This is a genomic window from Schinkia azotoformans LMG 9581 (assembly GCF_000307855.1).
In the GTDB taxonomy this organism is placed as follows: domain Bacteria; phylum Bacillota; class Bacilli; order Bacillales; family Bacillaceae_J; genus Schinkia; species Schinkia azotoformans.
In genome coordinates, this window is the sequence record NZ_AJLR01000146.1 from 23,811 (window position 1) to 36,310 (window position 12,500).

At 37.3% G+C, this 12,500-nt stretch carries 13 protein-coding genes and 1 riboswitch; of the genes, 8 read left to right on the forward strand and 5 right to left on the reverse strand.

Translation table 11 applies throughout. The annotated features are described in order from the left end of the window. Nucleotides 1–124 precede the first annotated feature (124 nt). The 7 genes from BAZO_RS16320 to BAZO_RS16350 all read left to right on the forward strand — a co-directional run bounded on the left by BAZO_RS16320 (nucleotide 125) and on the right by BAZO_RS16350 (nucleotide 3,855). Nucleotides 125–328: a DUF1657 domain-containing protein gene (locus BAZO_RS16320; RefSeq protein WP_004431643.1), complete on the forward strand. Its 204-nt coding sequence runs from the start codon at nucleotides 125–127 to the stop codon at nucleotides 326–328. A 74-nt stretch (nucleotides 329–402) separates the two neighbouring features. Continuing rightward, complete coding sequence (locus BAZO_RS16325; RefSeq protein ID WP_004431645.1) at nucleotides 403–867, forward strand: hypothetical protein; 465 nt, start codon at nucleotides 403–405, stop codon at nucleotides 865–867. Nucleotides 868–884: 17 nt separating this feature from the next. Continuing rightward, complete coding sequence (gene spoVAC, locus BAZO_RS16330) at nucleotides 885–1,352, forward strand: stage V sporulation protein AC (RefSeq protein WP_004431648.1); 468 nt, start codon at nucleotides 885–887, stop codon at nucleotides 1,350–1,352. A 12-nt stretch (nucleotides 1,353–1,364) separates the two neighbouring features. Next, a complete protein-coding gene (gene spoVAD / locus BAZO_RS16335; RefSeq protein ID WP_004431650.1) occupies nucleotides 1,365–2,390 on the forward strand; it encodes a stage V sporulation protein AD in 1,026 nt (341 codons plus the stop codon). After that, nucleotides 2,391–2,744 carry a stage V sporulation protein AE gene (gene spoVAE / locus BAZO_RS16340; protein ID WP_004431652.1) on the forward strand — a complete coding sequence of 118 codons (354 nt, stop codon included), beginning with the start codon at nucleotides 2,391–2,393 and terminating at the stop codon, nucleotides 2,742–2,744. A 21-nt stretch (nucleotides 2,745–2,765) separates the two neighbouring features. Then, entirely contained in the window at nucleotides 2,766–2,972 is a 207-nt protein-coding gene (locus BAZO_RS16345) for a DUF1657 domain-containing protein (RefSeq protein WP_004431654.1), read from the forward strand. A 25-nt stretch (nucleotides 2,973–2,997) separates the two neighbouring features. After that, nucleotides 2,998–3,855 carry a DUF421 domain-containing protein gene (locus BAZO_RS16350; RefSeq protein ID WP_004431658.1) on the forward strand — a complete coding sequence of 286 codons (858 nt, stop codon included), beginning with the start codon at nucleotides 2,998–3,000 and terminating at the stop codon, nucleotides 3,853–3,855. A gap of 94 nt (nucleotides 3,856–3,949) precedes the next feature. Here the strand turns inward: BAZO_RS16350 and BAZO_RS16355 are convergent, their stop codons facing one another. After that, a complete protein-coding gene (locus BAZO_RS16355; RefSeq protein WP_004431659.1) occupies nucleotides 3,950–5,221 on the reverse strand; it encodes a putative bifunctional diguanylate cyclase/phosphodiesterase in 1,272 nt (423 codons plus the stop codon). Nucleotides 5,222–5,350: 129 nt separating this feature from the next. Next, nucleotides 5,351–5,554 carry a helix-turn-helix domain-containing protein gene (locus BAZO_RS16360; RefSeq protein ID WP_004431663.1) on the reverse strand — a complete coding sequence of 68 codons (204 nt, stop codon included), beginning with the start codon at nucleotides 5,552–5,554 and terminating at the stop codon, nucleotides 5,351–5,353. 361 nt (nucleotides 5,555–5,915) lie between these two features. Here BAZO_RS16360 and BAZO_RS21300 point away from each other — a divergent pair, with 361 nt between their 5' ends. After that, the gene (locus tag BAZO_RS21300; protein ID WP_004431666.1) at nucleotides 5,916–6,362 is read left to right on the forward strand and encodes a helix-turn-helix domain-containing protein; all 447 of its coding nucleotides are present in this window, start codon (nucleotides 5,916–5,918) and stop codon (nucleotides 6,360–6,362) included. 164 nt (nucleotides 6,363–6,526) lie between these two features. On the opposite strand, the gene metH is transcribed toward BAZO_RS21300, so the two are convergent. The 3 genes from metH to BAZO_RS16380 all read right to left on the reverse strand — a co-directional run bounded on the left by metH (nucleotide 6,527) and on the right by BAZO_RS16380 (nucleotide 12,381). Beyond that, a complete protein-coding gene (gene metH, locus BAZO_RS16370) occupies nucleotides 6,527–9,943 on the reverse strand; it encodes a methionine synthase (RefSeq protein ID WP_039957670.1) in 3,417 nt (1,138 codons plus the stop codon). Nucleotides 9,944–10,001: 58 nt separating this feature from the next. Beyond that, nucleotides 10,002–11,843, reverse strand: a complete 1,842-nt coding sequence (locus BAZO_RS16375) for a bifunctional homocysteine S-methyltransferase/methylenetetrahydrofolate reductase (protein WP_004431669.1) — start codon at nucleotides 11,841–11,843, stop codon at nucleotides 10,002–10,004. A 106-nt stretch (nucleotides 11,844–11,949) separates the two neighbouring features. Further along, a riboswitch (SAM riboswitch) is annotated at nucleotides 11,950–12,036 on the reverse strand. 138 nt (nucleotides 12,037–12,174) lie between these two features. Continuing rightward, complete coding sequence (locus BAZO_RS16380; protein WP_004431675.1) at nucleotides 12,175–12,381, reverse strand: aspartyl-phosphate phosphatase Spo0E family protein; 207 nt, start codon at nucleotides 12,379–12,381, stop codon at nucleotides 12,175–12,177. Between the last annotated feature and the right edge of the window lie 119 nt (nucleotides 12,382–12,500).

Consider the following 12,500-nt stretch of genomic DNA (forward strand, 5'->3'; position numbering starts at 1 on the left):
GGGGGATAGCTACTTATTTTCTGCTGGAAGCAAATTCCTAATTGCGACTTTGTATAACATGTCGGTTTTAACTGATACTACAATTGTAAAATTTTAAAAACTTATTTTTTCGGGAGGTAGAAATATGACTGTATCAACACAGGTAAAACAAACTTTAGCCGGATTAAAAGGTGCACAAGCGAACTTTGAAACATTTGCCCTTCAAACGGAGAATAAAACTGCAAAACAAATGTATCAAAATGCTGCCCAACAAACCCAGCAAATTATCGACTCTTTGAGTGCCCGTGTTCAAGAAATTCAAAATGAGGAACCACAATATAACAGCTAACGTAACTTTCGAAAACACTGTAATTAAGGGGCTGCTAATACAGCCTCTTTCATGTCACATAAAAGGATGATTGCATGAAAAAAACGCCATTTTTATTTATTATTTCTTTTTTATATTTTTTATTATCAGGTTGTGGTCAGGTGGAACCGGATACGATAAATAACGGTATACGACCTGTTAAAATGAGCACCTCCGAAAGTCAACAGACCATTGATCAAGATGAAGCAAATAAAGCAAAAAATATTTTATTAAAGAAGGACCAAGTAAAGTTAGTTCGTTCGGTTCAGTCAAAGGATCTTCTAATTGCTGCCGTTGAGTTAGAGCATTGGAATACCTTTAAGTCTAAAATATTAACTAAAGAAATGAAAAAAACGTTAGAAAAAGAAATAAACATAAAAAACGTTGAAGTAACAACAGATCATAAAATTTTTATTGAATTAGAAAAACTTGAGGAAAAAATTATTAACCATGACATTTCAAAAAAGAAACTGGATAAAGAATTGCAGCAAATAAATCAACTTATGAAAGAACAAACATAAAAGGGGGAAGCACTACAATGCCTAATCAAAAAAAGAAAAATCTCACACCAACGATGCAGGAGTACCAACAATATGAAAAAGAGCGGGAGACAAAACGTCCTGTTGTTAAAAATTGTATTCGTGCTTTTTTAGTTGGTGGTTTTATTTGTCTTATTGGTCAAATGATTCAAACATTTTTTATGACCTATTTTAATTTCACTGAACAAACGGTTGGAAACCCAACTGTTGCTGTTTTGATTTTTATTACGATGCTATTGACCGGCTTTGGGATTTATGACCGCTTTGCCCAATTTGCAGGTGCAGGGACTGCCGTACCGGTGACTGGTTTTGGAAATGCGGTTATTTCTGCAGCAATTGAACATCGGACAGAAGGATTAGTTTTAGGGACAGGCAGTAATATGTTTAAATTGGCAGGTTCTGTTATTATGTTTGGTGTTTTCTCTGCTTTTGTTGTCGCTTTAATTAAAACACTTTTAACTATGTGAGGTGGTTTATAAATGTTAGTCGGACACCGTACGTGGATTTTTGAAAATAAACCGGTCATAAAATCTTCAGCTACCGTTGTTGGACCGTTTGAAGGGAATGGCAGATTAGCTGACGACTTCGATATTATCCACGATGACTTATGGCTTGAGCAGGATTCCTATGAAAAGGCAGAAAAGGTTTTTTTGGAGGAATCATGTCAAGCATCGATAAAAAAAGCGGGATTACAAAAAGAGGATATTCAATTCTTTTTTTGTGGTGATTTAAGCAATCAAATTACCTCCAGTAGTTTTGCGGCAAGGACCTTGGGTGCACCCTATTTCGGGTTATTTGGTGCCTGTTCGACTTCGATGGAGGGGTTGGCGTTGTCCGCCTTTGTTGTGAACGCAAAGGGCGCTAAATACGTATTAACCGGTGCTGTCAGTCATAATACAGCAGTTGAAAAACAATTCCGCTATCCGACTGAATATGGCGGACAAAAGCCACCAACCGCCCAATGGACCGTTACCGGTGCGGGTACAGCCGTTATTGCCGAGGAAGGGGATGGGCCATTTGTAACATCTGCAACTATTGGAAAAGTCGTAGATATGGGGTTATCTGATCCATTTAATATGGGTGGGGCAATGGCTCCGGCGGCAGTCGATACGATTGAGGCCCATCTTAAAGAAAGGAATGTCCCGGCATCCTATTATGATTTAATTATCACGGGTGATTTAGGGCGTATCGGACATGAAATTTCCCTTGGTCTTTTAAATAAGCATGGGATTGGAGTAACGGAAGAGACATATAAAGATTGCGGAATTTTGATTTACCGGGAGGGCCAGCCTGTATTATCCGGTGCAAGTGGTGCTGGTTGTTCAGCCGTTGTCACATATGGACATTTACTAAATGAAATGAAAAATGGAAATTTAAAAAGAATATTAGTAGTAGCAACAGGAGCCTTATTATCCCCACTAACATTTCAACAAAAAGAAACAATCCCTTGTATTGCACACGCAGTTTCTATAGAAACTGAAGTAGGCGCTGGAGGTGGATTATAGATGGCCATTTATTTTTGGGCCTTTGTAGTAGGCGGAGCCATTTGTGTGATGGGGCAAATTATGTTTGATGTGTTTAAGCTTACTCCAGCACATACCTTAAGTACACTAGTTTGTCTAGGAGCCGTTCTAGACGGATTCGGCCTTTATGAACCGCTCATCGAATTTGCCGGGGCGGGTGCAACGGTGCCAATAACAAGCTTCGGTAACTCTTTAGTTCACGGTGCAATGGCTGAGGCTGAAAAACATGGGATTATTGGGGTGATCACCGGGATGTTTGAGGTGACCAGTTCCGGTATATCAGCAGCTATTATTTTCGGATTTATCGGTGCAGTGTTGTTTAAGCCAAAAGGATAAGGAAAAAGGAGTTGTAAAATAATGACAGTTGCTGCACAAGTGAAACAGTGTAAGTTTACCTTGCAAGGTATAGAACAAGGCTTACTAAATTTATCAACTCGAACTCAGGAAGATGAAGCCCGCAAAATACTTAATGAAGCAAAAGATACTTTAAATGAAGTTATGATGGATTTAGATAAACGGGTGGAGCAGCTTGAAATGGAGGAACCACAATATAAAGGACTTTAACTTCAACTAAAAGGAGTATAGTGTTATGGCAAATTGGATTGAAGTTATACTTCGTGCAATCGGAATGCTAATGTTATTATTTTTTGCCGCCAAATTAGCCGGAAAAAAGCAGGTGGCCCAGCTTTCTTATTTTGATTATATTTCGCGCATTACACTTGGTGGAATTGCAGCCATTACAATCCTACATTTAGAGGTCAACTTTTATTATGGTATTCTAGCAGTTGTTGTTTGGGTGGGGATTACATACTTACTAGATCTTCTTGCCCTTAAAAGCAAAGTTGTCCGAGCCTTTATTGATGGCAAGAGTACTGTTTTAATAAAAGATGGAAAGGTAATGGAGGATAACCTAAAAAAGGAACAATTTACAACTGACATGCTCCTAAAACAATTACGGACAAAAAATGCGTTTAAATTTGCAGATGTCGAATTTGCAGTCCTTGAACCAACGGGGGAGTTAAATGTGTTGCTAAAACGAGACCGCCAGCCGCTTACCCTTAAAGATTTAAATGTAAAAATACCAGATGAAAAAGAACCGCAAGCGGTTATAATGGATGGAAAAATTCTAAATGAACCATTGGCTACACTTGGATTAAATCAAGCCTGGTTAAAGACTGAACTTGATAAACAAGGGGTCGCAATCGAAAATGTGTTTTTAGGTCAAGTGGATTCCTTTGGACAGTTAACTGTAGATTTATTCGATGATAAGATACAAGTTCCAAAGCCAACAGAAATGCCCTTATTGTTATCTTCAATAAAAAAGTGCCAAGCAGATTTGGAATTATTTGCACTTGCCACTGAAAATGAGAAAGCAAAACAAATGTATTCGAAAAATGCCAAAAAGGTTGAGGAAGTTATACGTAAAGTTCAAACTTTATTACAATAATTATACTAAGGGCTGTTTTAAATGCATTGTATTTTTGAAACAGCCATCCACTTATAAAAGAATTTTTCCTTTTGTTGATATTATGTACCAAGTATTACCTTTTAAAAAACTTTTCCAGCTCATCTGCTGGCAGTGGTTTACATAAGAAATACCCCTGTCCAATATCACATTGATGTTTTTTTAAATATTTCATTTGTTCCTGTGTTTCAATTCCTTCAGCAACGACTTTAAGATTTAATGATTTTGCCAAAGAAATAATCGCATTTACCATTAATGAAGATGTAGAATAAGTAGACATTCCAACTTCGTCTATAAAGTATTTGTCTATTTTTAATGTATCGACAGGCAATTTATTTAAATATTTCAGGGAACTATAGCCCGTACCGAAATCATCAATGGCTAAACTGATACCAAATTCTTTTAAATCAAATAACTGCTTTATTTTTTCTTCCTCAGTTACCATTGAAATACTCTCTGTTATTTCTATCTCTAAAAATCTCGGGTCAAGTTGTGTTTCAATTAATAGACTTTCAATAGTTGTAACTATATTCGATTGTTTTAATTGGGAAACAGACATATTGACCGCCATTTGAATATCAGACCAGCCTGTATCGTGCCATTTTTTATTTTGTTTACATGCCTCTCTAAGCACCCATTCCCCAATTTGATTAATTAGACCAGTCTCTTCAGCCAACGGTATAAACTTTTCTGGGGAAATAATCCCTCTTCTAGGATGATCCCACCTAATTAATGCTTCACAACCAACAATCTCCTCTGTATTTAGATCAATTTTAGGCTGATAATAGAGGATGAATTCTTGATTTTCAACTGCCTTTCGAAGCTCTAATTCTAATTCCATAATATTAGCAGATTTTTCAATCATATAGCCTTCATAAATTGAATAATTGTCTTTTCCGTTTTCTTTTACCCAATACAGCGCTGCATCTGCATTTTTCATTAGCGTTTCAATATCCTTGCCATGTTCTGGATAAATGCTTATACCAATACTACATGTTATCAATATTTCATGTTGATCAATAATAAAAGGTTTTTTCATGTGATCTAAAATATCTTTTGCAAGTTTTGAAATACTGTCTTTTCCTATACCTTTGACAAGTATAGTAAATTCATCACCGCCTTGCCTTAATACAATCGTATCATTGTCAACAAGATCTTTTAGCCTTTTTGCAACTGATACAATGAGCTTATCTCCAACTCTATGCCCAAGCGAATCATTTATATATTTAAAACGATCTAAATCTAAAAATAAGATTCCCACATTATTTTCTATATCAATCGCACGTTGCAATTCATACTCATATTTTCTGCGATTTGACAAATGTAATAATTGATCATAGGCTAACAATGGATTCCACCTCTAATACTTAACGAAATGTAATTATGATAATTTTTCTCATTAATTTGAAATAAATTTTATGTTTAAATTTTCCGCTCAAGGTCAAACATATTCTTTTCAACTTCATTCTTATATAAGTTACTTTTCATCTATATCAAGGGCTAGTGTCTTTGTTAGCTGGTCAATGTATTTTTTTCCTGAACGTCTTCCATTTAGAATATCAGTTAGATAATTTTCATTAACTCCAATCTTCTTCGCCAACTGCCTTTGTGTCATGTTCAGCTCAATAAGTCTTTTTTTTACTATAATTCCGAAAAATGGAATGTGCTTTTTATTAGACAAATTTATCTACTCCTATTTTTATTTTTTTTAATAGGCCCCCAATGAATTATATAGTTACCTGATCTATTTAAAGATTTTTCGGCCAATTGATGCTTGTTTTTCATCCTATTATTTTCCACGTTTTTCAATTCAATTTTGCAATATTATAATTGAAAAATGTTACAAAAAAAGAACTAAGAATAAGTATGAAAAAATAAAATATTTTCTAAATATTATTTTTTCCATACAGGAGTGGTAAAATTATGATGCACAACCGTATTATAACAAATTATAAACCCCACGTTCGTGGGGTGTCAACTGAAAATGTCTAAATTTTTTGTCTTTATTTTAAAATAATGACACATGCTTGTGGGGGTAATTTATGAATGGAGTTAATGACTTTGGAGAAAGGTTAAGAAAAGCTTTAAAAAACGCGGGTTATACTCAAGCAAGGGCTACAGAAGAACTTAAATTATCTAAAAATGCTATGACTAATTATGTTAATGGAAGGATTCCCGATGCCACAATTCTTTATAATCTTTCAAAATTATTAGGACTATCAATGGAATATTTGCTGACAGGCAAAGAAACAAAAGCAAGGCAGCAAACCACTGATGACAGTATACCTGACAGTAATTCTTTTGGAAAATTAACTGATGATGAAATCAAATTTCTCACACTATATAGGCAACTTAGCAATAAAGATAAAGCAAAAATCGAAGGAATGCTTGAAATGAAGATTTTCGAGTCACAAGAATCAAAAAAAGGGGAGTCATCTATATTTCCGAGTGGAGAAGGAGCAGCGAGTAAAGAAAAGAAACACGCTTAATTTTATCCTTTTTGATGTGTTTTCGTATCATGATCCCGGTAAAAGGGACAAAAAAGCTCCCAAAAGAGCGTTAATTTTATATAATTTCATCAAAGAAATAAGAAAAAAGTAACTATCACTGCCACGACCAATGGATAGGATAGTTACTTTTTTCTCTTGAAAGCTTAAAGTACATTAAAATAACGTGCTTCTGGATGGGCAAATACGATGGCTGTTACAGAAGCCTCAGGTTCCATCATAAACCCTTCCGTTAGTTGGATTCCAATCTGTTCAGGGCGTATTAGCTTAAATAGTTTGGCTTGATCTTCAATTTCTGGGCATGATGGGTAGCCAAATGAATAGCGTTGACCCTGATATTTAGCCGCAAACAGGTCCTGGATTGATAGGTCCGTTGAATCAATAATGCCCCATTGGTCTCTTATCAATTGATGAACCCGTTCTGCAAGGGCTTCAGCCGTTTCAAGGGCTAATGATTGAATTGCATGACTTAATAAGAAATTGCCTTCCTCTTTAAATTTCTCTGAATACTTCCGTACATTTTTTCCGGCTGTAACCGCTAAGAAGCCAACGTAATCCATTTCACCGCTATCAACTGAGCGAAGATAGTCAGCAAGACATAAATAAGGTTCTTTGTGTTGACGTGGAAACGTAAACGTTTCGATTATTTTTGTTACATCATCTGGATCATAGATGATGACTGAATCCCCATTAGATTGGGCTGGGAAGAAACGATAAATGGCCGATGGCTGCAGAAAATCCCCTGTTTTAGCTTCCGTAAGCAAACCATCAATTGTTTCTTTTAACTGAACAGCCTTCTCATTTTTTTCCGCAAGTAACTTGGCTACTTTCCCTTTTAATCCTAAATGGTGCCCTAGGAGCATCTGCATATTAATATAAGGTTCAACATGGGCAATCGAATACTCTTTTAAGATATGCTGTTCAAGGTCTCTAGGTTTAAAAACGGGTACGTCTTTTGAGACTGTAGAACGCATATTTTCAGCTAGTATAGTAGAACGATTACGTTGTTGTTCCTCAACTTTTGCGGTATTTCGAGCCTCTATCTTTTCGTTTATGATTTTTGTCCGCTCTTCCGCGTCCTGTAATCGATTCGCTAAATCTAATCCATTCATCGCATCTTTGGCGTAGAGAACCGGACCGTCATATTCCGGAGAGATTCTCGTATCCGTAAATTTCCGTGAAAGAGCGGCACCACCAACAAGGAGCGGAACAGAGATATTGGCTTGTTTCATGTCCTGGGCTGTTAACACCATCTGTTGTGCTGATTTTACAAGCAACCCTGATAAGCCGACAATATCTGGTTTTTCTTCTTTAATCGCTTTAATTAAATCAGCTGGTGCTATTTTGATCCCTAAATCAATAACCTTAAAACCATTATTTGTCAGGATGATATCGACTAGATTTTTACCAATATCATGGACATCACCTTTTACGGTAGCTAGCAAAACCTTACCCTTACCGCTGTCATTTTCTGTTGCTTCCATGTAAGGCTCTAGGAAGGAAACAGATGCTTTCATGACCTCGGCACTTTGCAGAACCTCTGCGACAATGAGTTGATTTTCGTTAAAAAGTCTGCCAACTTCAGCCATACCAGCCATTAAGGGTCCATTTATAATATCAAGCGGTGAATCATATTCCTTTAAGGCAAGCTCAAGATCAGGGACTAAACCTTCTTTAGTACCTTCAACAATATAGTAGGCAAGCCTTTCCTCAAGTGTCATATCATTTTTTTGAACCGCTACTTCTTTTTTCTTATCACGATAAAGGTTAGTGAATTCCGCCAACACCTCATCAGTAGTTTCAAACAAAAGCTTTTCAGCAAGAGTAATTTCTTCTTTAGGGATGGATGCAAAACGCTCCAGCTTTTCTGTATTGACGATCGCATAATCTAGTCCGGCCTGTGTGCAGTGATATAAATAAACAGCATTTAGAATTTCACGTCCTACAGGTGGAAGTCCAAATGAAACATTACTAACTCCTAATATCGTTAAGCTTCTTGGCATTTTTTCTTTAATAAGCCTGATTCCTTCAACTGTTTCATTAGCTGAACCGATATACTGTTCGTCGCCTGTTCCGACAGGGAAAACAAGCGGATCGAAAATAATATCTTCTGGGCTTAGTCCATACTTATCTACCAATAAATGATAGGACCGTTCGGCAACTTCGAGTTTGCGCTCGGCTGTTACGGCCATACCGGTTTCATCGATGGTGCCGACGACAACAGCCGCACCATAGCGGTGGATGAGAGGTACGATTTTCTCAAATCGTTCTTCACCATCTTCAAGATTAATAGAGTTAATAATAGCTTTACCTTGAGAGTAGGTTAGGGCTCGCTCAATGACCTTTTCATCTGTTGAATCAATTACGAGTGGTACTTTAATTTTTTTAACGAGTACATCTAAGAAATTCTCCATATCCTCCAGTTCATCGCGGTCTGGATTTGCTAAACAAACATCGATAACATGGGCACCATTTTTCACTTGGGCTCGGGCGATTTCAGCCGCTTCATCTAATTGGCCGTCAATGATTAGGTTTTTGAATTTTCGTGAACCAATGACATTCGTTCTTTCCCCAACAAATAATGGTCTCATTGAATCGTCATAAAGAAGGGGCTCAATTCCTGAGACAACATGATGATGGGTTTCTGTAGGAATTTGCCGCGGTTCGTAGTCCTTTAAAATTTCGGCAAGTGCCTGAATGTGGTCTGGTGTCGTACCACAACAGCCGCCGGCCATGTTGAGCCAGCCTTTTTCAGCAAAGCCGGCGAGTTTTGCCGCTAGTGATTCTGGTGATTCATGGTATTTACCATCTTCGTCAGGCAATCCGGCATTCGGATAGCAGCTTACACCTGTTATAGAAAGGTCGGATAGGGAGCGAATATGGTCGCGCATAAATTCCGGTCCGGTTGCACAGTTCATGCCAATCGCTAAAGGCTTCATATGCTCCACAGATATATAAAAAGCTTCAATCGATTGTCCTGCCAGTGTTGTTCCCATTGGCTCGATTGTTCCGGAAATAATCAAAGGAATATTTTTGCCTGAAGACTCGCGCGCTTTTTCAATCCCAACAAAGGCTGCTTTCACATTGCGCATATCTTGACTTGTTTCCAGCAGTAAAAGATCAACACCGCCGTCAATTAAACCACGTGTTTGTTCCATGTAATTATCAACTAGCTCATCAAAGGTAACCCCTCCAGTTACCGATAATGACTTTGTTGTAGGACCCATTGATCCGGCGACAAAGCGGGGCCATTCCGCGCTAGAAAATTCGTCCCTTACTTTACAAGCAAGTTCGGCAGCTACCTTATTAATCTCGTAAGCTTTAGCACCAAGCTCATAATCATCTAATACCAACTTTGTTGCACCGAATGTATTTGTTTCGACGATATCTGCGCCAGCTTCAAAATAGGAGCGGTGAATCCATTCAATAACATGGGGAGCTGTTAAGTTTAAATACTCATTACAGCCCTCATATAGTTCACCACCGAAATCTGCTGCGGCGAGATTTGCTTGCTGCAGCATTGTTCCCATTGCACCATCAATAATCAGTATTTTTTTCTGCATCTGTTCTTGCAATGTATTGTGTGACAATCTTATCTTCCTCTCTTAGCTAAGAAAACTTTTAATTTCTTGTTAGTAAATTTTTGGAGTTTTTAGTTTTTAAGTATTGCACAAGTTCAACCGAAATTTCATAGCGCATAAACGGTGTGATTAAGTAAATTCCTTTAAATAAATCGAACGCCATATCGATTAAAGATTTGGCAATCGCGATGCCTTCGATGGCAGCCTTTTCGCGGTCTGTTCCGCAATCAGCCATTCTTCTTCTTATTACATCGGTCAATTTAATTCCCGGCACCTCATTGTGAAGAAATTCGGCATTTTGGCTGCTTACAATTGGCATAATCCCAATATAAATGGGTTTTGTGATATGCTTCGTTTCTTCGTAAACGTGTAAAAATTGCTGTTCATTAAAAATGGGCTGGCTAATAAAATAATCGGCACCATGCTCAATTTTTTTCTCCAGCCTTTTAACAGCCTTATCTAGATGGCGAACATTTGGATTAAAGGCCGCTGCAACTGAGAAGGAAGTCTTTTTTTGCAGGGGTTTTCCTGAAAATGTTATCCCCTCATTAAATTGCTTAATAAGACTAATTAATTCAAAAGAAGACAAGTCATAAACAGATGTGGCACCCGGAAAGTCCCCAACCTTTGTAGGGTCACCGGTAACAGCTAACACTTGGTCGATCCCTAAAGCATCCAAACCCATTAAATGGGATTGAAGTCCAATTAAATTTCGGTCCCGGCAGGTAATGTGCACAAGCGGGCGTATTTTCACTTCATTTTTAACAATCGCTGCCATTGCCATATTGCTTATTCTTGGTGAAGCCAATGAATTATCTGCCATTGTAAGAGCGTCTATGCCGACCTCTTTTAAAGCTTTAGCTCCTTCTATGAATGCAGTAGTATTTAATGTTTTTGGAGTGTCCAACTCAACGATAACGGACCGTTCTTTTGTAACAATTTCATGCAGGTGTGGTTGAGTAGGTTTGGCTGTAACAGTAATAATATTTTTATTTTCCTTAATTTTTACATCCTTATGTGTAACAGGTGCTAGTCCCTTTAGTCTTTTGCTAACAGCTTTAATATGTTTGGGCGTTGTTCCGCAGCAGCCACCGATGAGGCGAACACCTTGATTTCTGAGGTTAACGGCACACTCGCCAAAATATTCGGCATCTGATTCATATATTAATCTCCCATCTACATAATCTGGTAAGCTTGCATTTGGATAGGCTGAAAGGAACGCTTTCTTTGGCAATGGTACTTCTTCCAACGCTTGGGTCATATGATGGGGCCCGAGACGGCAATTTAAACCGACAACATCAGCCCCGAGATCTTCAAGTTCTTTTAAGGCAATACGAAGTGGTGTTCCGTCCTGTAAGACGGCAACCTCATGAATAGAAACCTGGGAGATGATCGGTAAATCGGTTTCTTTTCGAGCAATTTCTAGAACGGTCTTTATTTCATCGAAATCGTAGAATGTTTCAAGTAATAATCCGTCTACACCTTCCATCAGAATGCTGTAGAGCTGTTCACGAAAAGACCGTTTAATTTCATCAATCGTTGCTGCACTTTTTTTAATTCCTCGTATTCCACCGAAAGTTCCTAGCACATACGTATTTTCTTTAGCAGCTTTTTTTGCAAGGCGTACGGCAGCTGTATTAATATCTTTGACCTGATCTTCGAGACCGTACCTACCAAGTTTTATATAGTTAGCGCCATACGTATTTGTTTGTATTACATCCGCTCCAGCCTTAATATAGGTTTCATGGATTTGTGTAATACGGTCCGGCTGCAAGAGGTTTAATTCTTCAAAGCAAAAATCAACACCATATGAATAAAGGAGTGTCCCCATCGCACCATCAGCTATTAAAATACGATTTTGCAAATCTTGTAAAAATCCCATGTTTTCACCTACTACCTAATAGTTTTGATTAAGTCAAACTAAAAATACGTCAAAATAGAAAAAGTCTCCTCCATTAAGAAGAAGACTTTTTGCATTGCAATTCTTCTTCTTATCTGTCTGGAATTAGCACCTGACCTTCAGGCTGGTTGCTGAGATTTCATAGGGCCAGTCCCTCCACCTCTCGAGATAAGAATATAGTTTTATACTTAGGGTAGTATTTTTGTTTACACTAATTTACTATAGTACACCGAAATTTACAAGTGATTTTTTTGAATTATTAAATAGTACCAATTGTCAAAAAAATGCCCACAACTTATTAAGGTTGTGGATATTACTCTTTACATTCTTTTGTTAATAAATTTCCAAGGAGGAGAACCTCATTAATAAGCTTGTCCAATTCTTGGCTAATCATGATTGTCCTTTTATTAGTAAAACCATATTGAAGTCCATTATTTATCATTTGTTTCCGTTTTTTTTCAATTAAAGAATTTAATGAATTTAGTTGATCTAATTGCACCTTTGTAGAAGTTGTTTCCATCGAGCAGTCCCCATTTTAAAAATAGTAATAATAGTGTAATTGAATTATAACTTTTTTTCTTCTAAATTTGATGTGAATTTGATCACAATTTGTTTACAATTTATTGAAAATATTACAAT

Excerpts from the sequence above, each read along its gene's own strand:
- BAZO_RS16320 (WP_004431643.1), top strand. The coding sequence starts at position 125 with ATGACTGTATCAACACAGGTAAAACAAACTTTAGCCGGATTAAAAGGT.
- BAZO_RS16325 (WP_004431645.1), top strand. The coding sequence starts at position 403 with ATGAAAAAAACGCCATTTTTATTTATTATTTCTTTTTTATATTTTTTA.
- spoVAC (WP_004431648.1), top strand. The coding sequence starts at position 885 with ATGCCTAATCAAAAAAAGAAAAATCTCACACCAACGATGCAGGAGTAC.
- spoVAD (WP_004431650.1), top strand. The coding sequence starts at position 1,365 with ATGTTAGTCGGACACCGTACGTGGATTTTTGAAAATAAACCGGTCATA.
- spoVAE (WP_004431652.1), top strand. The coding sequence starts at position 2,391 with ATGGCCATTTATTTTTGGGCCTTTGTAGTAGGCGGAGCCATTTGTGTG.
- BAZO_RS16345 (WP_004431654.1), top strand. The coding sequence starts at position 2,766 with ATGACAGTTGCTGCACAAGTGAAACAGTGTAAGTTTACCTTGCAAGGT.
- BAZO_RS16350 (WP_004431658.1), top strand. The coding sequence starts at position 2,998 with ATGGCAAATTGGATTGAAGTTATACTTCGTGCAATCGGAATGCTAATG.
- BAZO_RS21300 (WP_004431666.1), top strand. The coding sequence starts at position 5,916 with ATGAATGGAGTTAATGACTTTGGAGAAAGGTTAAGAAAAGCTTTAAAA.
- metH (WP_039957670.1), bottom strand. The coding sequence starts at position 9,943 with ATGCAGAAAAAAATACTGATTATTGATGGTGCAATGGGAACAATGCTG.
- BAZO_RS16375 (WP_004431669.1), bottom strand. The coding sequence starts at position 11,843 with ATGGGATTTTTACAAGATTTGCAAAATCGTATTTTAATAGCTGATGGT.
- BAZO_RS16380 (WP_004431675.1), bottom strand. The coding sequence starts at position 12,381 with ATGGAAACAACTTCTACAAAGGTGCAATTAGATCAACTAAATTCATTA.